At 72.9% G+C, this 18,673-nt stretch carries 23 protein-coding genes; 17 read left to right on the top strand and 6 right to left on the bottom strand.

Features of this window, described 5'->3' with window-relative positions:
- Nucleotides 1-10 precede the first annotated feature (10 nt).
- From ACZ7L0_RS02340 to ACZ7L0_RS02330, 3 genes are read left to right on the top strand one after another with little or no spacing between them, the layout of a single operon-like run.
- Entirely contained in the window at nucleotides 11-1,963 is a 1,953-nt protein-coding gene (locus tag ACZ7L0_RS02340; protein WP_471240499.1) for a S9 family peptidase, read from the top strand.
- On the top strand, nucleotides 1,960-2,886 hold the full coding sequence (locus tag ACZ7L0_RS02335; RefSeq protein WP_471240498.1) for a S66 peptidase family protein: 927 nt from the start codon (nucleotides 1,960-1,962) through the stop codon (nucleotides 2,884-2,886). Before ACZ7L0_RS02340 ends, ACZ7L0_RS02335 begins: the two co-directional genes overlap by 4 nt.
- A 50-nt stretch (nucleotides 2,887-2,936) precedes the next feature.
- Nucleotides 2,937-3,488: a GNAT family N-acetyltransferase gene (locus ACZ7L0_RS02330; RefSeq protein WP_471240497.1), complete on the top strand. Its 552-nt coding sequence runs from the start codon at nucleotides 2,937-2,939 to the stop codon at nucleotides 3,486-3,488.
- On the opposite strand, the gene ACZ7L0_RS02325 is transcribed toward ACZ7L0_RS02330, so the two are convergent.
- Together ACZ7L0_RS02325 and ACZ7L0_RS02320 are read right to left on the bottom strand one after the other, a co-directional pair.
- Nucleotides 3,460-3,807 carry a DUF6204 family protein gene (locus tag ACZ7L0_RS02325; protein WP_471240496.1) on the bottom strand — a complete coding sequence of 116 codons (348 nt, stop codon included), beginning with the start codon at nucleotides 3,805-3,807 and terminating at the stop codon, nucleotides 3,460-3,462. The genes ACZ7L0_RS02330 and ACZ7L0_RS02325 overlap by 29 nt on opposite strands.
- Nucleotides 3,808-3,882: 75 nt before the next feature.
- Entirely contained in the window at nucleotides 3,883-4,230 is a 348-nt protein-coding gene (locus ACZ7L0_RS02320; RefSeq protein WP_471240495.1) for a VOC family protein, read from the bottom strand.
- Nucleotides 4,231-4,367: 137 nt separating this feature from the next.
- Here ACZ7L0_RS02320 and ACZ7L0_RS02315 point away from each other — a divergent pair, with 137 nt between their 5' ends.
- Nucleotides 4,368-4,865, top strand: a complete 498-nt coding sequence (locus tag ACZ7L0_RS02315) for a phage holin family protein (RefSeq protein ID WP_471240494.1) — start codon at nucleotides 4,368-4,370, stop codon at nucleotides 4,863-4,865.
- 63 nt (nucleotides 4,866-4,928) lie between these two features.
- Here ACZ7L0_RS02315 and ACZ7L0_RS02310 read toward each other — a convergent pair whose 3' ends face one another.
- Nucleotides 4,929-5,888 (bottom strand): LLM class F420-dependent oxidoreductase, encoded by a 960-nt coding sequence (locus ACZ7L0_RS02310; RefSeq protein ID WP_471240493.1) that lies wholly within the window; start codon nucleotides 5,886-5,888, stop codon nucleotides 4,929-4,931.
- 163 nt (nucleotides 5,889-6,051) lie between these two features.
- Between ACZ7L0_RS02310 and ACZ7L0_RS02305 the strand changes: the two genes are divergently transcribed.
- From ACZ7L0_RS02305 to ACZ7L0_RS02245, 13 genes are all read left to right on the top strand, one after another.
- Complete coding sequence (locus tag ACZ7L0_RS02305; protein WP_471240492.1) at nucleotides 6,052-7,653, top strand: FAD-dependent oxidoreductase; 1,602 nt, start codon at nucleotides 6,052-6,054, stop codon at nucleotides 7,651-7,653.
- A complete protein-coding gene (locus ACZ7L0_RS02300; protein WP_471240491.1) occupies nucleotides 7,650-9,497 on the top strand; it encodes a transketolase in 1,848 nt (615 codons plus the stop codon). Before ACZ7L0_RS02305 ends, ACZ7L0_RS02300 begins: the two co-directional genes overlap by 4 nt.
- Nucleotides 9,494-10,420 carry a non-homologous end-joining DNA ligase gene (ligD, locus tag ACZ7L0_RS02295; RefSeq protein WP_471240490.1) on the top strand — a complete coding sequence of 309 codons (927 nt, stop codon included), beginning with the start codon at nucleotides 9,494-9,496 and terminating at the stop codon, nucleotides 10,418-10,420. The genes ACZ7L0_RS02300 and ligD overlap by 4 nt, the downstream gene beginning before the upstream one ends.
- A gap of 113 nt (nucleotides 10,421-10,533) precedes the next feature.
- On the top strand, nucleotides 10,534-10,920 hold the full coding sequence (locus ACZ7L0_RS02290; RefSeq protein ID WP_471240489.1) for a gas vesicle protein GvpO: 387 nt from the start codon (nucleotides 10,534-10,536) through the stop codon (nucleotides 10,918-10,920).
- Nucleotides 10,921-10,987: 67 nt separating this feature from the next.
- Nucleotides 10,988-11,419, top strand: coding sequence for a gas vesicle structural protein GvpA (locus ACZ7L0_RS02285; RefSeq protein WP_471240488.1), 432 nt, complete (start codon nucleotides 10,988-10,990; stop codon nucleotides 11,417-11,419).
- Nucleotides 11,416-12,186 carry a GvpL/GvpF family gas vesicle protein gene (locus ACZ7L0_RS02280; protein ID WP_471240487.1) on the top strand — a complete coding sequence of 257 codons (771 nt, stop codon included), beginning with the start codon at nucleotides 11,416-11,418 and terminating at the stop codon, nucleotides 12,184-12,186. The genes ACZ7L0_RS02285 and ACZ7L0_RS02280 overlap by 4 nt, the downstream gene beginning before the upstream one ends.
- A 28-nt stretch (nucleotides 12,187-12,214) precedes the next feature.
- Complete coding sequence (locus ACZ7L0_RS02275) at nucleotides 12,215-12,478, top strand: gas vesicle protein GvpG (RefSeq protein WP_471240486.1); 264 nt, start codon at nucleotides 12,215-12,217, stop codon at nucleotides 12,476-12,478.
- Nucleotides 12,475-13,236 carry a DNA primase gene (locus ACZ7L0_RS02270; RefSeq protein ID WP_471240485.1) on the top strand — a complete coding sequence of 254 codons (762 nt, stop codon included), beginning with the start codon at nucleotides 12,475-12,477 and terminating at the stop codon, nucleotides 13,234-13,236. The genes ACZ7L0_RS02275 and ACZ7L0_RS02270 overlap by 4 nt, the downstream gene beginning before the upstream one ends.
- Nucleotides 13,233-14,414 (top strand): SRPBCC family protein, encoded by a 1,182-nt coding sequence (locus ACZ7L0_RS02265; protein WP_471240484.1) that lies wholly within the window; start codon nucleotides 13,233-13,235, stop codon nucleotides 14,412-14,414. Before ACZ7L0_RS02270 ends, ACZ7L0_RS02265 begins: the two co-directional genes overlap by 4 nt.
- Nucleotides 14,411-14,746: a gas vesicle protein gene (locus ACZ7L0_RS02260; RefSeq protein WP_471240483.1), complete on the top strand. Its 336-nt coding sequence runs from the start codon at nucleotides 14,411-14,413 to the stop codon at nucleotides 14,744-14,746. Before ACZ7L0_RS02265 ends, ACZ7L0_RS02260 begins: the two co-directional genes overlap by 4 nt.
- Nucleotides 14,743-15,531, top strand: coding sequence for a GvpL/GvpF family gas vesicle protein (locus ACZ7L0_RS02255; protein WP_471240482.1), 789 nt, complete (start codon nucleotides 14,743-14,745; stop codon nucleotides 15,529-15,531). The genes ACZ7L0_RS02260 and ACZ7L0_RS02255 overlap by 4 nt, the downstream gene beginning before the upstream one ends.
- Complete coding sequence (locus ACZ7L0_RS02250; protein ID WP_361802846.1) at nucleotides 15,528-15,716, top strand: gas vesicle protein; 189 nt, start codon at nucleotides 15,528-15,530, stop codon at nucleotides 15,714-15,716. The genes ACZ7L0_RS02255 and ACZ7L0_RS02250 overlap by 4 nt, the downstream gene beginning before the upstream one ends.
- Nucleotides 15,713-15,994: a gas vesicle protein K gene (locus tag ACZ7L0_RS02245; RefSeq protein ID WP_471240481.1), complete on the top strand. Its 282-nt coding sequence runs from the start codon at nucleotides 15,713-15,715 to the stop codon at nucleotides 15,992-15,994. The genes ACZ7L0_RS02250 and ACZ7L0_RS02245 overlap by 4 nt, the downstream gene beginning before the upstream one ends.
- A gap of 28 nt (nucleotides 15,995-16,022) precedes the next feature.
- On the opposite strand, the gene ACZ7L0_RS02240 is transcribed toward ACZ7L0_RS02245, so the two are convergent.
- The 3 genes from ACZ7L0_RS02240 to ACZ7L0_RS02230 all read right to left on the bottom strand — a co-directional run bounded on the left by ACZ7L0_RS02240 (nucleotide 16,023) and on the right by ACZ7L0_RS02230 (nucleotide 18,624).
- Nucleotides 16,023-16,193, bottom strand: coding sequence for a hydrophobic protein (locus tag ACZ7L0_RS02240; RefSeq protein ID WP_471240480.1), 171 nt, complete (start codon nucleotides 16,191-16,193; stop codon nucleotides 16,023-16,025).
- A gap of 42 nt (nucleotides 16,194-16,235) precedes the next feature.
- The gene (locus tag ACZ7L0_RS02235; protein WP_471240479.1) at nucleotides 16,236-17,057 is read right to left on the bottom strand and encodes a class I SAM-dependent methyltransferase; all 822 of its coding nucleotides are present in this window, start codon (nucleotides 17,055-17,057) and stop codon (nucleotides 16,236-16,238) included.
- A gap of 67 nt (nucleotides 17,058-17,124) precedes the next feature.
- Complete coding sequence (locus ACZ7L0_RS02230; protein WP_471240478.1) at nucleotides 17,125-18,624, bottom strand: phosphatase PAP2 family protein; 1,500 nt, start codon at nucleotides 18,622-18,624, stop codon at nucleotides 17,125-17,127.
- Nucleotides 18,625-18,673 lie beyond the last annotated feature (49 nt).

The raw sequence follows: 18,673 nt of genomic DNA, 5'->3' as shown, positions 1-18,673 counted from the left end.
GGAGAACGGCGTGCGGACGCTTGCCTACGGTTCCTGGCCCTCGCCCATCGACGCGGCGCTGGCCGCCGCCCACGACGGGCACCCCGAGTGGGTGGGCTTCGTGGGCGAGGAGACATGGTGGACGGAGCCCCGGCCCGCCGAGGAGGGCCGCCGCACGCTGGTGCGGCGACGGGCGGACTCCACCGAGGAGTCGGTGCTGCCCGCGCCGTGGAACGTGCGCAGCCGGGTCATCGAGTACGGCGGCAAGCCCTGGGCCGGGGTGGTCCGAGGCGGCCGGCCCCTCGTGGTGTTCGCGCACTACGCCGACCAGCGGCTGTACCGGTACGAGCCCGGCGGCGAGCCGCGTCCGCTGACGCCTGTGTCCACGGTGGGCGGCGGACTGCGCTGGGCGGAGCCGCTGGTGCTGCCGGAGCGCGGCGAAGTGTGGTGCGTGCTGGAGGAGTTCACCGGGGAGGGGCCCGGCGACGTGCGCCGTGTCCTGGCCGCCGTGCCGCTGGACGGTTCCGCCGCCTCCGACCGGGGCGCCGTCCGCGAACTCACCGGCGACCGGCACCGCTTCGTGACCGGGCCGCGGCTGTCGCCCGACGGGCGTGGTGTCGCCTGGCTGGCCTGGGACCATCCGCGGATGCCGTGGGACGGTACGGAGCTGATGCGCGCCGAGGTGGGCGACGACGGTGTGCTGCATACCGTACGCACGGTGGCGGGCGGGCCCGAGGAGTCGATCGCCCAGTGTGAATGGTCGACGGACGGCGGTCTGCTGTATGCGAGCGACCGCACCGGCTGGTGGAACGTATACCGCGACGGCGTCCCGCTGTGCCCGCGCGAGGAGGAGTTCGGCGGACCGCTGTGGAAGCTCGGGCAGCGCTGGTTCGCGCCGCTGGCGAGCGGGCTGATCGCCGTCGTCCACGGTCGGGGGTCGACCGCACTCGGGATACTGGATCCCGAATCCGGCGAGGTCGTCGACGCGGCCGGCCCCTGGACCGAGTTCGCGCCCACCCTCGCGGTGCACGGCGATCGGGTGGCGGCCGTCGGAGCCAGCCCGCGCAGCGCCTACGAGGTCGTCGAGCTGGACACCGGGACCGGCCACGCCCGGGTGATCGGCGCCCCGCACGCCGACCCGGTGGATCCCGCGTACTACCCGGAGCCGCAGATCCGCACCTTCACCGGCCCCGAGGGCCGCGGGGTGTACGCCCACATCTACCCGCCCCACCACCCCGGCTGCGTCGCGCCCGGCGACGAGCTGCCGCCGTACGTCGTCTGGGCGCACGGCGGCCCCACCAGCCGGGCACCGCTGGTGCTGGACCTGGGCATCGCCTACTTCACCTCGCGCGGCATCGGGGTCGCCGAGGTCAACTACGGCGGCTCCACGGGGTACGGCCGGGCGTACCGGGAGCGGCTGCGCGAGCAGTGGGGCGTGGTCGACGTCGAGGACTGCGCGGCCGTCGCCCTCGCCCTCGCCGACGAGGGCACCGCGGACCGCGGCCGGCTCGCGATCCGGGGCGGCAGCGCGGGCGGCTGGACCGCCGCCGCCTCGCTCGCCACGACCGGCGTCTACGCCTGCGGCACGATCGCCTACCCCGTCCTGGACGTCACGACCTGGGCGTCGGGGGAGACCCACGACTTCGAGTCGCGCTATCCGCAGACGCTGGTCGGACCGCTCACCGAAGTGCCGGGACGGTACACCGAACGGTCGCCGGCCGAGCAGGCCGACCGGATCACCGCGCCGTTCCTGCTGCTCCAGGGACTGGACGACGTCATCTGCCCGCCCGCGCAGTGCGAACGTTTCCTCGCCCGGATCCAGGGGCGGGGCGTGCCGCACGCCTACCTCGCCTTCCCGGGGGAGGGCCACGGGTTTCGGCGGACCCGGACGCTGGTCAGGGCGCTGGAGGCGGAGCTGTCGCTATACGCTCAGGTGTTCGGCCTGCACCCGGCCGGCGTCCCCACCCTGGAGCTCGCCCCATGAAACAGCTGGTCCGCCCCGCCCGCCTCGCCCCCGGCGCCCGGGTGGCCGTCGTCGCCCCGAGCGGCCCGGTGCCCGAGGAGCGGCTGCAGGCCGGCCTCGACGTGCTGCGCGGCTGGGACCTCGACCCGGTGGTCGCCCCGCACGTACTCGACCGGCATCCGGAGTTCGGCTACCTGGCGGGCACGGACGCGGACCGCGCCGCCGACCTGCAGAACGCCTGGTGCGACCCGTCCGTGGACGCGGTGCTGTGCGCCCGGGGCGGGTACGGCGCGCAGCGGGTGACCGACCTGCTCGACTGGGAGGCGATGCGGGCCGCCGGACCGAAGGTGTTCGTCGGCTTCAGCGACATCACCGCGCTGCACGAGGCCTTCGCCGTCCGGCTGGGGCTCGCCACGCTGCACGGGCCGATGGCGGCCGGTGTCGACTTCATCAAGAACGCGCGGGCGCAGGAACACCTGAAGGCCACCCTCTTCGCCCCTCAGACGGTCCGCACCATCGCCTCCGGCGGCCGTGCCCTGGTCCCCGGCCGCGCCAGGGGTGTCACCCTCGGCGGCTGCCTGTGCCTGCTCGCCGCGGAGTGCGGCACCCCGCACGCCCGGCCCTCGGCGCGCGGCGGGCTGCTGTGTCTGGAGGACGTGGGCGAGGAGACGTACCGCCTGGACCGCTACCTCACCCAACTCCTGCGCGCGGGCTGGCTCGACGGGGTGCACGGCGTGCTGCTCGGATCCTGGGAACAGTGCGAGGCCGAGGACCGGGTGCGCGCCCTGCTCGCCGACCGGCTCGGCTCCCTCGGCAACATTCCCGTCGTCGAGGATTTCGGCTTCGGCCACTGCGCGGGCGCGTGGACGATCCCGTTCGGGCTCACCGCCGAACTCGACGCCGACGCGGGCACGTTGACCCTCGACGAACCCGCCCTGCGCTGACCGCGCCCGTTCCTGAAGCGCCCCGGCCGATGACGTCGTATCGTGGCGGGATGCCGCACACCGCGTCCCGCTATCTCGCCGAAGGCCCCCGGGTGGGCATACGCCACTTCACCTACGAGGACGGCCCCGAGTTCGCCGCCCGGGCCCGGGAGAGCAAGGACCTGCACCACCCGTGGCTGTTCCCGCCGCTCACCGAAGAGGCGTACACGGCCTACGCGGGACGGCTGATCGAGGACCCGACGAAGGCCGGGTTCCTGGTCTGCGAGAAGGACGGCGGGGCCGTCGCCGGATTCATCAACATCAACAACATCGTCGGCGGCGGCTTCCAGTGCGGCGCCCTGGGCTACGGCGCCTTCGCCCACGCGGCCGGGCGCGGGCTGATGCGGGAGGGCCTCGACCTGGTGGTGGGCCACGCGTTCGGGCCGATGCGGCTGCACCGGCTGGAGATCAACGCGCAGCCCGGCAACGCCGCGTCCATCGCCCTCGCCCGCGGCGCCGGCTTCCGCCTGGAGGGCTTCTCGCCGAACATGATCTACGTCGACGGGGCCTGGCGGGACCACGAGCGGTGGGCGATCACCGCCGAGATGCGTGCTTCCGGTTGACCTTCATGGTGTCGAGGTCCGTGACGGTCGACCGCAGGTCGCGAAAACCGTAGCCGAGGGCGCCCAGCGCGCGCTCCGCCCGGTCCTCGGCGATCGCCGCCGCCATCTCCTCGCCGTCGGCCGCGTCCGACACCACCACGTACCGCATCGAGAAGTGCTTCAGCGGCGACGGCTCGTACGACAGCGAGCCCTCCTCGGTGAACCGCATGCTCGTCATCCCGTGGCCGGCCGCCTCCGCCAGCAGCCGCGCCCGGGCCTCCTCGGTGAGGGCGTCCCAGGTGCCCCGGACGATGACCCGGTAGGTGTGCCGCTCGCTCATCCGCTTCCGTACCTTTCGTGAAGACAGCAGACAGCCGACTGTATGCCGTAGGCGATGCCCGTGCGCGGGCGAGCCTCAGCCCGCCTGGTCCACGTACTCGAAGACGGCCCCGTCCGGATGCATCGCGATCAGATTGCGGCCCACCGGTGTCGCGAGCGGGCCCGCGATGACGCGGGCGCCGAGGGTGGTGAGGACCCGCTCGGCCTCCTCGACGTCCTTGACCGCGATCGTCGCGGTCACCTTGCGCAGCAGCTCCAACTCCGCCTCGGGGCCGCTCATCAGCAGGAAGGAGCCGACCGCGGCGACCTGCACCCCGCCACGGGCGAAACGCATGGCTCTGGCGCCGGTCAGACGCTCGTAGAAGGGGATCACGGTGTCGAGGTCGGCGACGTAGATGCGCAGTGCGGCGCCCTGAATCTCCATGCCGACGAGCCTAGTTGGCGGCGGCCGGGGGAGGAGATCCCTTCACCCGATCCCCTCCGCCCGCCGCAGGCTCACCCGCGGGCACGGCGGTGTCACGGACCGCGTTAACCGCACGTGTGTGCGGGTACCCGGGATACATGGACCGCTTGGATCATCTGGAGCATCTCGACAAGCAACTGGTCGACGAGCTGGCGCAGGTGGCGCGCGAGACCGTGCGCGACGAGCTGCGTGAGCAGACCCGCAAGCAGCGCCGCACGGCCATGCTGTACGCCGCGTCCGGCGCCGTCGCCCTGTACGCGGGCGGCGCGCTCGCGCTCGCCCTGGGCCTGGCGCTCGCCGTCGGCCTGCCCGGCTGGGCCGCCGCGCTGATCACGGCCGCGATCCTGGGAGTCGTGGCCTACGTGCTGCGCGGCGCGGCCCGTCCGAAGTCCGCGCAGGCCTCCGCGGCCCCCGGTCACGTGGTCGGCGGCACGCCGCCCCCCGGGCCGCCCGGCGGCCTCGGCATGCCGTACCCGCCCATGCCGTCCACGGCACCCGGCGCGGGCGCGGCGGGCGGCCCGGCCCCTGGTATGCGTGAACCGGAGGCGCCGCGCCTGGGGGACATCGACCCCGAGGGCCCGCACCACCGGGCCTGACCCCCGCGATCGGAAAGACCCCACCGACAGGCCTCCCCGGGCCGCCGGCGGGGTCTTCGCCGTTCAGTGCCCCGTCAGCTGCGGCAGCACCTTCGTACGGTAGAAGTCGAAGAAGCCGCGCTGGTCGGGGCCGATCTGGTTGACGTAGACGCGGTCGAAGCCGGCGTCGGCGAAGGCGGTCAGGGCCGAGACGTGTTCGTCCACGTCGTCGCCGCAGACCCGGTTCTCGCGGACCATGTCCTCGGTGACCAGCGGCTGGAGCTGCTCGAAGTGGCGCGGCGTGGGCAGGATCTGGCCCATCTCGCCGGGCAGCAGCTCGTTCGCCCACAGCCCGTGCGCCCGGCGCACGGCCTCGTCCCGGTCGGTGCCGTAGCAGACCTTCGTCCCGCCGCTGACCGGCTTGGTGCCCCCGCCGCCCTTGCGGAACTGGGTGACCATCTCCTCCTCCGGCATCATCGTGATGTAGCCGTCGCCCACGCGCGCCGCGAGCTGGGTCGCCTTGGGGCCGAAGCCGGAGATGTCGATCGGGACCGGTTCGTCGGGGACGGTGTAGAGGCGGGCGTTCTCCACGGTGTAGTGCGTGCCGTGGTGGTTGACCTCCTCGCCGGTGAACAGCCGGCGCATCACCTGGATGGCCTCCTCCAGCATCTCCAGCCGGATGTGCAGCGGCGGCCAGGCGTCGCCGAGGATGTGCTCGTTGAGGGCCTCGCCGGTGCCGACGCCGAGCCGGAAACGTCCGCCGGTCAGCACCGCGCTGGTCGCCGCGGCCTGCGCCACCACCGCCGGGTGGATCCGCACGGTGGGACAGGTCACCGCCGTCTCGATCGGCAGCGACACGGCCTCCGAGAGCGCGCCGATGACCGACCAGACGAACGGACTCTGGCCCTGGGCGTCGTTCCACGGGTGGTAGTGGTCCGAGATCCACAAGGCCTGGAATCCGGCCTGCTCGGCCATGCGCGCCTGCTCGACGAGGTCGGCGGGACCGTGTTCCTCGGTCGACAGGAAATAGCCGTATTCGGGCATAGGGGTACCTCCGCGACCCGGCGGCCGGGTCTGGTCGGGTGGGGTCGCGGGCCCGGGTAACCGGACGGGGTCGGGCCGAAACGCTCCGCCGCCCCGGCGTTTGGGTGCCCTGACCAGGGGGACGCGGAAGGCCTCGGACGAGCCAGACCGCCGGAGGCGTACCGTGAGTCGACCCCGCATCGTGATCGTCGGTGCCGGTTTCGCCGGGTACCGGGCCGCCCGCACCCTCTCGCGGCTGACCCGGCACCGGGCCGCCATCACCCTGCTGAACCCGACCGACTACTTCCTCTACCTGCCCCTGCTGCCCCAGGTGTCCGCCGGGATCCTGGAGCCGCGCCGGGTCACCGTCTCCCTCTCCGGCACCCTGCCCCGGGTGCGGCTGGTGCTCGGCGAGGCCGCCGGCATCGACCTGGACGGGCGCGCCGTGCACTACACCGACCCCGAGGGGGGCACCGGCACGCTGCCCTACGACCGGCTGGTAATCGCCGTCGGCAGCGTCAACAAACTGCTGCCCATCCCCGGCGTCGCCGAGCACGCGCACGGCTTCCGCGGCCTCCCCGAGGCGCTGTACCTGCGCGACCACGTCACCCGGCAGGTGGAGCTCGCCGCCGGGTCCGACGACAGCAAGAGCCGCGCCGCCCGGTGCACCTTCGTGGTGGTCGGCGCCGGATACACCGGCACCGAGGTGGCCGCGCAGATGCAGATGCTCACCGACGACCTGGCACGCCGGCAGGTGCGGCGGCTGGGGCTGCGGCCACGCTGGATGCTGCTGGACATCGCGCCGCGCGTCCTCCCGGAGATGGACGAACGTCTTTCGCATACAGCCGACCGTGTACTGCGGGAACGCGGTGTCGACGTCCGGATGGGCACCTCCGTCAAGGAGGCGACCCACGAGGGGGTGCTGCTCACCGACGGCGACTTCGTCGACACCCGCACCCTCGTCTGGTGCGTCGGCGTCCGGCCCGACCCCCTCGTGGAGAGCACCGGGCAGCCGCTGGAGCGGGGACGCCTCATCGTCGACCCCTACCTCCAGGTGCCGGGGCGGCCCGAGGTGTTCGCGTGCGGCGACGCCGCCGCCGTGCCCGATCTGGACAACCCGGGGAAGTTCACCCCGATGACGGCCCAGCACGCCTGGCGGCACGGCAAGACCGCCGCGCACAACGTGGCCGCCTCGCTCGGCCTCGGCGAGCGGCGCCCCTACCGCCACCGCGACCTCGGCTTCGTCGTCGACCTTGGCGGCGTCAAGGCCGCCGCCAACCCCTTCGGCATACCGCTGTCCGGGCCGCCCGCCGGCGTGGTGACCCGCGCCTACCACCTCGCGGCGATGCCCGGCAACCGCGTCCGGGTCGCCGCCGACTGGCTCCTGGACTCCGTACTGCCGCGCCAGGGCGTCCAGCTGGGCCTCGTACGGTCCTGGTCGGTCCCGCTGGACACGGCCTCCCCGGAGCTCGCGCACGTACCCGGCGGACGCGAACAGCAGGCCCGCACGGGCCCGGGCGCGGCCCTCCCCGAGGACACCGGCGACGAGCCCGCCGAGCACCGGCCGGAGCCGGACCCCGCGCCCGAGAACAACCGGCGAGGCGCGGAACCGGCGAAGAACCAGCCCGGCGGCGAACCCGCCAGGAACCAGCCGGGCGGCGAACCGGCGAAGAACCAGCCGGGCGGCGAGCCCGCCAAGAACCAGCCCGGCCCCCGGCCCCGGGGCGACCATCCCGCCCCGGGCCCCGTCAAACGCGAGGACACCCCCGCGGAAGGAGACTCATGAACAGCGACGAACTCGTCGAACTCGGGCAGCAGCTGCGTGTGGACAGCGTGCGGGCCGCCGCCGCGGCGGGGTCCGGGCATCCGACGTCCTCGATGTCGGCCGCGGACCTGATGGCGGTGCTCCTCGCCCACCACCTCCGCTACGACTTCGAACGCCCCGAGCACCCCGGCAACGACCGCTTCGTCCTGTCCAAGGGCCACGCCTCGCCCCTGCTGTACGCCGCCTACAAGGCGGCCGGCGCGATCGAGGACGGCGAACTGCTGACCTTCCGCAGGCTCGGCAGCAGGCTGGAGGGCCACCCGACGCCGCGCCGGCTGCCCTGGGTGGAGACCGCCACCGGCTCGCTCGGCCAGGGCCTGCCCGTCGGCGTCGGCATCGCGCTGGCCGGCAAGCGGCTGGACCGCACCGGCTACCGGGTGTGGGTGCTGTGCGGCGACAGCGAGCTCGCCGAGGGCTCCATCTGGGAGGCCGCCGAGCACGCCGCGTACGAGCACCTCGACAACCTCACCGTGATCGTCGACGTCAACCGCCTGGGCCAGCGCGGACCCACCCGGCACGGACACGACCTGGACGCCTACGCCCGCCGCTTCCAGGCGTTCGGCTGGCACACCGTGGAGATCGACGGCCACGACGTGGACGCTGTCGACCGCGCCTACGGCGAGGCGGAGTCGACCACCGGGCAGCCGACCGTGATCCTCGCCCGCACCCTCAAGGGCAAGGGCGTCGCCGCCGTCCAGGACCGCGAGGGCCTGCACGGCAAGCCGCTGCCCGACGCGCAGGAGGCGATCGCCGAACTGGGCGGGGAGCGCGACCTCACCGTCCGCGTGCAGGAGCCGCAGGCCGCCCGCATGCTGCACGCCGTCCGCGACACCTCCCTCGCCCTGCCCACCTACGACAAGGGCGACGAGGTGGCCACCCGCAACGCCTTCGGCGAGGCACTCGCCGCGCTCGGCACCGCCCGCGGCGAGGTCGTCGCCCTGGACGGCGAGGTCGGCGACTCCACCCGCACCGAGTACTTCGGCAAGGAGCACCCCGACCGCTACTTCGAGTGCTACATCGCCGAGCAGCAACTGGTCGCCTCGGCCGTCGGCATGGCGGCGCGCGGCTGGGTGCCGTACGCCGCGACCTTCGCGGCGTTCCTCACCCGCGCGTACGACTTCGTGCGCATGGCCTCGATCAGCGGCGCCGGCATCAACCTCGTCGGCTCCCACGCGGGAGTCGCGATCGGCCAGGACGGGCCCTCCCAGATGGGTCTGGAGGACCTGGCGATGTTCCGGGCGGTGTACGGCTCGACGGTGCTCTACCCGTGTGACGCCAACCAGACCGCCAAGCTGGTCGCGGCCATGGCCGACCTGGACGGCGTCCGCTACCTGCGCACCTCGCGCGGCGAGAGCCCCGTCGTCTACGGACCCGAAGAGGAGTTCCCCGTCGGCGGCAGCAAGGTGCTGCGCTCCTCCGGCGAGGACCGGCTGACCGTCGTCGCGGCCGGGGTGACCGTGCACGAGGCGCTGGCCGCCGCCGACGCCCTGGAGCAGGAGGGCATCCGCGTCCGGGTCGTCGACCTGTACTCCGTCAAGCCGGTCGACAAGGAGACCCTGCTGCGGGCCGCCGAGGAGACCGGCTGCCTGCTCACCGTCGAGGACCACCACGAGGAGGGCGGCCTCGGCGACGCCGTCCTGGACGCCTTCACCGACGGCCGGCCCGTACCCCGCCTGGTCCGGCTCGCCGTGCGGACCATGCCCGGCTCGGCCGCGCCCGACGAGCAGCTGCACGCCGCGGGCATCGACGCGGCGGCCATCGCGGCGGCCGGACGGCTGCTGGTGGAGGAGGCGGTCGTGCGATGAACGACGACGTGCGGACGGTACGGGCGGGCCGCCGCACGGTCGAGGTGCACCGGCCCGGCAAGGTGCTCTTCCCCGGCGGGGGCGGCGCCAAGGAGTACACCAAGGGCGACCTCGTCGACTACTACCGGTCCGTCGGGCCGCTCATGGTGCCGCACCTGCGTGGGCGTCCGCTGATGCTGGAGCGGTACCCGGACGGACTCGACGGGCCCCGCTTCATGCAGAAGAACGCCCCGGACCACTATCCGGACTGGATCACCCGGGCCGAGGTCGCCAAGGAGGGCGGCACGGTCACGCACGTCGTCTGCGACGACACCGCCACCCTGGTCTTCCTCGCCGACCAGGCCTGCCTCACCCTGCACCGCTGGCTCTCCCGCACCGGCCGCACCGACCGTCCGGACCGCATGGTCTTCGACCTGGACCCCTCCGGTGACGACTTCGCGGCGGTACGGGACGCCGCCCGGCTGCTCGGCGGGCTCCTCGACGACCTGAAGCTGCCCTCGGCGCTGATGACCACCGGCTCGCGCGGCCTGCACGTGGTCGTCCCCGTCGCCGGGCACCACGACGTCGACGAGGTCCGCGCCTTCGCCCGGGACGTCGCCGAGCTGCTGGCCGCCGAACACCCCGACAAGCTCACCACCGCCGCCCGCAAGAAGGACCGCGGCGACCGGCTCTACCTCGACGTGCAGCGCAACGCCTACGCCCAGACCGCCGTGGCCCCCTTCACCGTCCGCCCCCGCCCCGGCGCCCCGGTCGCCGTCCCCGTCTCCTGGGAGCAGCTCGACGACCCGGACCTCGGCCCGCGCCGCTGGACCATCGAGGACGCCCTCGACCAGGCCCGCACCAACCCCTGGGCGGGCCTGTCCGGCCGGGGCCGCGCCCTGGGCCCGGCCCGGCGTCGGCTCGACGCGCTGCGCGGCGGCTGATCCACCGGATCGAAGCACCTTCGTACGCAGGTCGGACGGGGCGTGTCGCACACGCATGCGCTCCCACATGTTTGGCCCACGCCGCTGCGGCCACACGGAGGGAAGAGGTGGCCATGTCGAACACAAAGAACACATCGGATTCGCAAGGTTCACAGAAACCCCAGAAGCCCCAGGAACCGCAGAACGCACAGGAGCCGCAGGAGGAGGACACCGACCGGCACAGGGAGGAGGAGCACCGGCCGAGCCCCATGGAGGTGCTACGCCAGGCGCGCGCCCAGCTCGCGGAGCTCACCGGCCTCGCCCCCGAGTCGGTCTCGTCCTTCGAACAGACCGAGGACGGCTGGTCGTTGGAGGTGGAGGTCCTCGAACTCGCCAGGGTGCCCGACACGATGAGCCTCATGGCGAGCTACCAGGTCGAACTCGACCCGGGGGGACAGCTCACCGGATACCGGCGCGTCCGCCGCTACGAACGCGGACGGGCCGACGCACGCGGCCGCTAGACCGGCCCGCAGCGACCTCATCCACAGACCGTCACGACCACGACACAGACAAGGAGGCGCGGTCGGCATGACCGTAGTCCCGGCACAGCAGACCGGCGGCGGAGGCGGCAGCAGCGGCCTCTACGACGTACTGGAACTCGTCCTCGACCGGGGTCTCGTCATTGACGCATTCGTACGGGTGTCCCTGGTCGGCATCGAGATCCTGAAGATCGACGTGCGGGTCGTCGTCGCCAGCGTCGACACCTACCTGCGCTTCGCCGAGGCGTGCAACCGGCTCGACCTGGAGGCCGGCCCCCGCAAGAGCCCGGGCCTGCCCGACATGGTCGGCGAGATCACCGAGTCCGGTGCCCGCGGCAAGTCCAAGGGGGCGCTGTCCGGCGCCGCCGAGACCATCTCGGGCGCCTTCAAGCAGGCGCGCGACGAGGGTGAGACCGAGACCCAGTCCAGGCCGCGGCCCCGCAAGAGCACGGCCGCACGCCGGAAGGAGGAGCAGGAGTGAGCACCTACGTGTACGCGATCGCGGCGAGCTCCCACCCCGCGCTTCCCGACGGCATGGGCGGCGTCGGTGAACCGCCGCAGCCCGTCCGGATCCTCAAGGAGGGCGACCTCGCCGCCGTCGTCAGCGAGGCCCCCGAAGGGCTGCGCCCCAAGCGCAGGGACCTGCTGGCCCACCAGAACGTGCTCGCCGAGGCGGGCGCGGGCGGCGTCTTGCTGCCCATGCGGTTCGGCAGTGTCGCCCCGGACGACGCCACGGTCACCGGTGTGCTGGCCGAGCGCGCCGACCACTACAAGGAGCGCCTGCGGGCGCTGGACGGCAAGGTCGAGTACAACGTCAAGGCCAGCCACGTGGAAGAGGCCGTCCTGCACCGCGTGATGGCCGAGAGCCCCGAGCTGCGCGCCCTCGCCGAGGCCAACCGGACGTCGGGCGGCGGCAGCTACGACGACAAGATCCGCCTCGGTGAGATGGTGGCCGCCGCGGTCAAGGCCAAGGAGGCCGAGGACGCCGCCGAGGTGCAGCGCCTGCTGGCCCCGCTCACCGACGCCGTCAGCGTGGGCCCCGAATCCACGGGCTGGCTGGTCAACGTGTCGTTCCTGGTGGACCGCGGCACGGCCGAGGACTTCCTGGCCGCCGTCGAGGAGGCCCGCAAGTCCCTCGCCCACCTCGAACTGCGCGTCAACGGACCGCTGCCGCCCTACAGCTTCGTCGAGCCCGGCCCCGCCGAGCCCGCGGGCACCACGGCCGGAGCGGACGCGGGAGCCGAATAGCGGCCCCGCGGGACGGAGGGAGTAGCGGATGGGACTGATCGGTGAGGTGCTGCTGCTGCCGTTCGCACCGGTGCGCGGGAGCGCATGGGTGATCGAACAGGTGGTCCGCGAGGCAGAGCGGATCTACTACGACCCCTCCACCGTACGGGCCGAACTCGCCCGCCTCGAGGAGCAGCTGGAGGCGGGCGAGATCACCGAGGAGGAGTTCGACCGGCGCGAGGACGAACTCCTCGACCGGCTGGAGACCGGGATGGGCTCCGGCGAGACGACGGGTAACGGGACGGGACTATGAACCGAACGGCAGTGGGCCTCGCGGTAGGCGCCGGGTACCTCCTCGGACGTACCAAGAAACTGAAGATGGCCCTGGCGGTCGGCTCCCTGGTGGCCGGCAAGAAGCTCAACCTGAGCCCGCGTGCGCTCGCGGACCTGGTGAACCAGCAGCTGCGCAACAACCCGCAGTTCAAGGAGATCGGCGACCAGCTGCGCGATGACCTGCGGGGCGTCGGCAAGGCCGCGTCGGGGGCCATGGCCGAGCGGCAGATGAACGCCCTCGCCGACCGGCTGCACGGCCGCACGGCCGGCGTACGCGACCGGCTCTCGGGCGTGGCGTCCGGCAAGGGCTCCGAGGACGCCGAGGACACCGAGGACACCTACGAGGAGGAGGAAGAGCCGGAGGAGCAGGAAGAGCAGGAGCAGGAAGAGCCGGAGGGCCAGGAAGAGCAGGAAGAGCCGGAGGAGGAAGAGCCGGAGGAGGAAGAGCCGGAGGAGGAAGAAGAGCCGGAGGACCAGGAGGCGGAGGCCGAGGAGGAGGCCCCGGCGCCCAGGAAGAAGGCGGCGGCGAAGAAGGCTCCGGCTCCGGCCAAGAAGGCCCCCGCGAAGAAGGCGGCGGCGAAGAAGGCTCCCGCCAAGAAGGCTCCCGCCAAGAAGGCACCTGCCAAGAAGGCGGCGCAGAAGACCCAGGGCGCGGCGCGGAAGACGACCGCGAAGAAGACGGCCGCGGCCGGTGGCTCGCCCCGGTCCCGGCGGTCGAAGGGCGGTGATGAAGGATGACCGAGAACCTCGGATCCGCGAAGTCCGCCGCGGGCAAGGCGACGGGCGACACCGACGGCGCGGCGCAGGACAACCCCCTCACCGCGCTGGTCCACAGCGAAGCCGCCGACCGCCTCAAGGCGGAGGCGCAGGAATACCTCGCGGCACAGGCCCAGCGCATGCTGAGTGGCGTCGGCCGCAAGCTGGGCGAGACCACGGTCAAGCTCAACGACATCGCCGAGGGCAACAGCCCGGGCTTCGCCAAGATGGCCCTCGACGGCGGCCGCAAGCTCGCCGAAGGCAAGGGCCCGCTGCGGTCCGCGCTGGAGGTGGGGGCCTCGCGAGCCAAGGAGAGCGTGATGGGAGCCCTGAAGAACCTGGGCGGCGGCAAGGGCAAGCGCAAGAGAGGCGCGGGCTCCAAGCCGATCGTCATCATCGAGCACATCGACGTCGGCGTGCCGCTGCGCACCGCCTACGACCAGTGGACCCAGTACCAGGACTTCAGCACCTTCGCCAAGGGCGTCAAGAGCGCCAGCCGCGCCGACGACACGCACAGCGACTGGCAGGCGAAGGTGTGGTGGTCCAGCCGCAGCTGGAAGGCCCAGACCACCGAGCAGATCCCCGACTACCGCATCCAGTGGACGTCGGAGGGCGCCAAGGGCACCACCAAGGGCGTGGTCTCCTTCCACGAGCTGGAGGAGAACCTCACCCGCGTGCTGCTGGTCATGGAGTACTACCCCACCGGCTTCTTCGAGAAGACCGGCAACATCTGGCGCGCCCAGGGCCGCCGGGTCCGGCTCGACCTCAAGCACTACGCCCGGTTCATCACCCTCAAGGGCGAGGCGGAGGACGGCTGGCGCGGCGAGATCCGCGACGGCGAGGTCGTCCGCAGCCACGAGGACGCCGTCGAGGAGGAGGAACAGCAGCAGGCGGCCGAAGAGGGCGAAGAGGGCGAAGAGGGCGCCGAGGCCGGCGAGGACGAGGAGCAGTACGAGGACGAGGCCGAGGCCGAGGGCGAGGAGGAAGAGCCCGAGGAGGACGAGGCCGAAGAGGAAGAGGGCGAGGAAGAGGGCCCGTACGCCGAGGACGAGAGCGGTGAGTACGAGGAGGAGCCCGAGGAGGAGGCCGAGGAAGAGCCCGAGGAGGCGTACGAGGAGGAAGAGGAGCCTGAGTACGCCGGGCGCGGGGGCCGTCGATGACGACGCCCGGCCGGCTCCCCGAGCCCTACGGCCAGGGCGGGGGAGCCAACCTCGCCGACATCCTCGAGCGCGTGCTCGACAAGGGGATCGTCATCGCGGGCGACATCAGGATCAACCTGCTCGACATCGAACTGCTCACGGTGAAACTGCGGCTCATCGTCGCCTCCGTGGACAAGGCGAAGGAGATGGGCATCGACTGGTGGGAGACCGACCCCGCCCTGTCCTCCCGCGCCCGCCGCGACGAACTCGCGCGTGAGAACGCCGAGTTGCGGGAACGGCTGGCCCGCCTGGAGGAACTGGAGCCGAGCCGCGTGCCGAAGGAGGAATCATGATCGGACTGCGGTACGTCTACGCCGTCTGCCGCCCCTTCGACGCGCCCCTGCAGGCCCAGTTGACGGGGATCGGGGGCGCCCCGCCGGGGCTGCTGCACCACCACGGACTGGTCGCGGTCGTCAGCACGGTCCCCGAGGCCGACTTCGCCGAGGACGCCCTGCGCGCCCACCTGGAGGACCTGGACTGGCTGACCGTGACCGCCCGCGCCCACCAGGGCGTGATCGACGCGCTCACCACCGTCACCACCCCGCTGCCGCTGCGCCTGGCCACCGTCTTCAGGGACGACAGCGGTGTACGGACCATGATCGAGGCCCGCGAGAAGGAGTTCCGGCACACCCTCGACCGGCTTCAGGGCCGGGTGGAATGGGGGGTGAAGGTGTACGCCGACATCGCACCGGCCCAGCCGGAACAGCCGGCGCCCAAGCCCGCGTCGGGCCGCGACTACCTCCGGCAGCGGCGGGCCCGGACCCGGTCGGACGACGACTTGTGGCAGAAAGCGGAGGAATTCGCGAGCCGTCTGCACGGCACGCTTTCCGAGCGGGCCGAGGATTCCCGGCTGCACGCCCCGCAGAATCCCGCGCTTTCCAAGATTTCGGGGCGGAACATCCTCAACGCGGCCTATCTCGTGCCGCGTGCGCATTCCGAGGAATTCGTGGAAATCGTGGACCGGGCGAAAGACGAGACTCCTGGGCTGCGGGTGGAACTCACCGGCCCCTGGGCCCCCTACTCCTTCGCAGGTGACGTCCGGGGCGAGGCACCCGGAGAGGGTGGGGAAGGCACGTGACCGTCATAGAACGCCGCGAGGTCGCCCTGGTGGACCTGCTGGACCGGCTGCTGGCCGGCGGCGTCGTCATCACCGGGGACGTCACGCTGCGCATCGCGGACGTCGACCTGGTCCGCATCGACCTGAACGCGCTGATCAGCTCGGTGAACGCACAGGTGCCGTCACCGTTCGAGGAGCCGTCATGACCCCGCGCAACCGCATGGAGCTCGAACCCGACACGGTCGAGCGCGATCTCGTCAAACTCGTCCTGACCGTCGTGGAGCTGCTGCGCCAGCTGATGGAACGGCAGGCGCTGCGCCGTTTCGACACCGGCGACCTCACCGAGGAGCAGGAGGAGCGGATCGGGCTCACCCTGATGCTCCTGGAGGACCGCATGGCCGAACTGCGCGACCGCTACGGGCTGCGGCCCGAGGACCTGAATCTGGACCTCGGGCCGCTCGGACCTCTGCTGCCCCGGGAATGACGCCGTACAGCGCGTCTTCCGGGTCAGTTCACCACCTGTACCAGCGGCTCCTGCCGCCGCCCGCGGCGGTTCCGCGAAGCAGGAAACCCAGCAGCCAGACCACGAGAACCGCCAGGGCGATCCACCAGAGCAACTTCAGCGCGAATCCGGCGCCGAAGAGAATGAGCACCAGAAGCAGTACCAGCAGGATGGGAACCATGATGTGAACCTCCTGCATTCCGGGTTTCCCGGAATGCGTGGATCAGGCTTCCTTCCTGCACAGGATTTCTCCGTGCAGGACCGCGAACCACCCGTCCTCCCGCTCGCCCCACTCCCGCCACGCCCGCGCCACCGCCCCCAGCCGCTCCGGGGTCGCGTGACCGCCCTCGGTGGCGCGCTCCGCATAGGAGGAGGCGACGGTGCGGTCCGCCCACAGCCCGCTCCACCAGGCCCGCTCCCCGGCGGTGGCGAAGGTCCAGGTGGCGGAGGTGGCCGTGATGTCGGTGAGCCCGGCGGCCAGCGCCCAGGACTTCAGCCGGCGCCCGGCGTCCGGCTCGCCGCCGTTGGCCCGGGCCACCCGCAGGTACAGCCGGCGCCAGTCGTCCAGGCCCGGCAGCGCCGGGTACCAGGTCATCGCCGAGTAGTCCGAGTCGCGGACGGCGATGAACCCGCCGGGCCTGGTGACCCGGCGCATCTCGCGCAGCGCCCGCACGGGATCGCCGACGTGCTGCAGCACCTGGTGGGCGTGGACCACGCAGAACGTGTCGTCCGGGTAGTCCAGGGCGTGCACGTCGGCGACGGCGAAATCGACGTTCGTCAGGCCCCGCTCGGCGGCGGTCTCCCGCGCCCGGTCCAGGATGCCCGGCGCGTGGTCGACGCCGGTGACGTGCCCGCCGGGGACCAGCGCCGCCAGGTCGGCGGTGATGGTCCCCGGTCCGCAGCCGATGTCCAGGATCCGCATATGGGGCTTGATCGAGCCGAGCAGGTACGCCGCGGAGTTGGCGGCGGTCCGCCAGGTGTGCGAACGCAGCACCGACTCGTGGTGCCCGTGCGTGTAGACGGCGGTCTCCTGCGGCTCCGGCATGGCTGCACCCCTTGGTCGTCGGTACGCCTCACCGTACGCGCGCCAACCGCATTTTGAGACCGGCGTTTTACAATGTGGACTGACCGAAGGGCCGGTACACCGTCAGTGCCTCGGGCAGCTTCTCCAGCGTCACCTCGCCCCCCACCTCGGTGACCTCACCGTCGTACGCCAGCGGCGTGCCCGGCGCGACCCCGGCCAGGCGCAGCCGGTTCACCTGCACCGCCGCGTGCGCCGGGGAGCGGGTCAGCGGGCCCGCCGCGGCGGCGGCGAGCAGGCGCAGCGCGGGCCTGCGGCTGCCGTGCACCACCCGTACGTCCAGCAGCCCGTCCGCCAGATCGGCCCGGCGGCCGGGCGCCAGGCCCATGCGGTGGTAGACGCCGTTGCCGACGAACAGCAGCCACAGCGGGCGGGTCTCGCCGCCGACCTCGACCGCCAGCGGATGCCGGTCGGCGCGCAGCACGCGCAGCGCGCCGAGCACCCCGGCGGGCCAGCCGCCGATCCGGCTCGACCAGCGCTCCCGCTCGCGCACCAGCTCCGGATAGACGCCGAGGCTCAGCGTGTTGACGAAGACGCCGGAGGTGTCGCGGCACGCGAACCGGCCGACGTCCACCCGCACGGCCTCGCCCCGCCGGACGGCGCCGGCGAGGTCGCGTACGTCCTCCACGCCCAGGTCGTAGGCGAAGTGGTTGAGCGTCCCGCCGGGCAGCACCGCGAGCGGCAGCCCGTGGCGCAGGGCGACGGCGGCGGCCGCGTTCACCGTGCCGTCGCCGCCGCACACCCCCAGCACCCGCGCCCGCGTGGCCGCCTTCTCCAGTTCGGCCCGCATCTCCTCGGGCGCGCACTCGACGACCTCGGCCTTCGGCAGGGCGTCGCACAGCGCGCGTACCCGCTCGGCGGTGCCCGAGGCGGTGTTCGCCACGACCACCAGGCCTTCGCCGTCCTCGAGTGCCGGGGCCTGGGTGCGGGGCCGGGCGGGCGGGCTGCCCTGCGCGCGGGTCGGCACCAGGCCCCGGACCGCGTACGCGGCGCCCACCCCCAGGGCGGCGCCCGCCAGGACGTCGCTCGGGAAGTGCACGCCCGTGTAGACGCGGGACATGGCGACCGAGAACGCCACCGGCGCCACCACCGCGCCCCAGGCCGGCGACTCCAGGGCGACCCCGGCGGCGAAGGCCGCCGCGGAGGCGGAGTGGCCCGAGGGGAACGAGGTGGTGATCGGCTGCCGCTTCAGCTGCCGTACCAGCGGCACGGGGTCCAGCACCGGCCGGGGGCGGCGCACCGAGCGCTTGCCGAGGGTGTTGATGGTCAGGGAGGCCAGGCTCAGCGAGGCCAGGCCCCGGGCGGCGGCCCGGCGGGCGCGCGGGGTCCGGGCGGCGGCCATGGCGGCGGCCGCCGCGAACCACAGCACCCCGTGGTTCGCGCTCCGGCTCAGCCGGGGCAGCACGCGCTCGGCGCCGGGCCAGTGCCGTTCGGCGGCCACCTCGAACAGCCGGCAGTCCAGGGCGAGCAGCTTCTCACGCAGGGCGTGGCGGCCGGGCCGGGGGACAGTGAGGTCGACGTCAGGGCTCATGTGGCTGCGGATACCCTGAAGTGGCCGTTTCTTGTCGGCCGACGGTGTA

The sequence above is a fragment of the Streptomyces sp. NPDC039424 genome, from assembly GCF_055639495.1.
The sequence above is the reverse complement of the archived record's forward strand: the minus strand, read 5'-3'. Positions and strand labels throughout refer to the sequence as shown.

Coding starts and splice junctions, on each gene's coding strand:
- ACZ7L0_RS02335 (WP_471240498.1), top strand. CDS start 1,960: ATGAAACAGCTGGTCCGCCCCGCCCGCCTCGCCCCCGGCGCCCGGGTG.
- ACZ7L0_RS02260 (WP_471240483.1), top strand. CDS start 14,411: ATGACGACGCCCGGCCGGCTCCCCGAGCCCTACGGCCAGGGCGGGGGA.
- ACZ7L0_RS02275 (WP_471240486.1), top strand. CDS start 12,215: ATGGGACTGATCGGTGAGGTGCTGCTGCTGCCGTTCGCACCGGTGCGC.
- ACZ7L0_RS02255 (WP_471240482.1), top strand. CDS start 14,743: ATGATCGGACTGCGGTACGTCTACGCCGTCTGCCGCCCCTTCGACGCG.
- ACZ7L0_RS02265 (WP_471240484.1), top strand. CDS start 13,233: ATGACCGAGAACCTCGGATCCGCGAAGTCCGCCGCGGGCAAGGCGACG.
- ACZ7L0_RS02315 (WP_471240494.1), top strand. CDS start 4,368: ATGGACCGCTTGGATCATCTGGAGCATCTCGACAAGCAACTGGTCGAC.
- ACZ7L0_RS02300 (WP_471240491.1), top strand. CDS start 7,650: ATGAACAGCGACGAACTCGTCGAACTCGGGCAGCAGCTGCGTGTGGAC.
- ACZ7L0_RS02245 (WP_471240481.1), top strand. CDS start 15,713: ATGACCCCGCGCAACCGCATGGAGCTCGAACCCGACACGGTCGAGCGC.
- ACZ7L0_RS02310 (WP_471240493.1), bottom strand. CDS start 5,888: ATGCCCGAATACGGCTATTTCCTGTCGACCGAGGAACACGGTCCCGCC.
- ACZ7L0_RS02230 (WP_471240478.1), bottom strand. CDS start 18,624: ATGAGCCCTGACGTCGACCTCACTGTCCCCCGGCCCGGCCGCCACGCC.
- ACZ7L0_RS02320 (WP_471240495.1), bottom strand. CDS start 4,230: ATGGAGATTCAGGGCGCCGCACTGCGCATCTACGTCGCCGACCTCGAC.
- ACZ7L0_RS02235 (WP_471240479.1), bottom strand. CDS start 17,057: ATGCCGGAGCCGCAGGAGACCGCCGTCTACACGCACGGGCACCACGAG.
- ACZ7L0_RS02330 (WP_471240497.1), top strand. CDS start 2,937: ATGCCGCACACCGCGTCCCGCTATCTCGCCGAAGGCCCCCGGGTGGGC.
- ACZ7L0_RS02325 (WP_471240496.1), bottom strand. CDS start 3,807: ATGAGCGAGCGGCACACCTACCGGGTCATCGTCCGGGGCACCTGGGAC.
- ACZ7L0_RS02270 (WP_471240485.1), top strand. CDS start 12,475: ATGAACCGAACGGCAGTGGGCCTCGCGGTAGGCGCCGGGTACCTCCTC.
- ACZ7L0_RS02240 (WP_471240480.1), bottom strand. CDS start 16,193: ATGGTTCCCATCCTGCTGGTACTGCTTCTGGTGCTCATTCTCTTCGGC.
- ACZ7L0_RS02290 (WP_471240489.1), top strand. CDS start 10,534: ATGTCGAACACAAAGAACACATCGGATTCGCAAGGTTCACAGAAACCC.
- ACZ7L0_RS02285 (WP_471240488.1), top strand. CDS start 10,988: ATGACCGTAGTCCCGGCACAGCAGACCGGCGGCGGAGGCGGCAGCAGC.
- ligD (WP_471240490.1), top strand. CDS start 9,494: ATGAACGACGACGTGCGGACGGTACGGGCGGGCCGCCGCACGGTCGAG.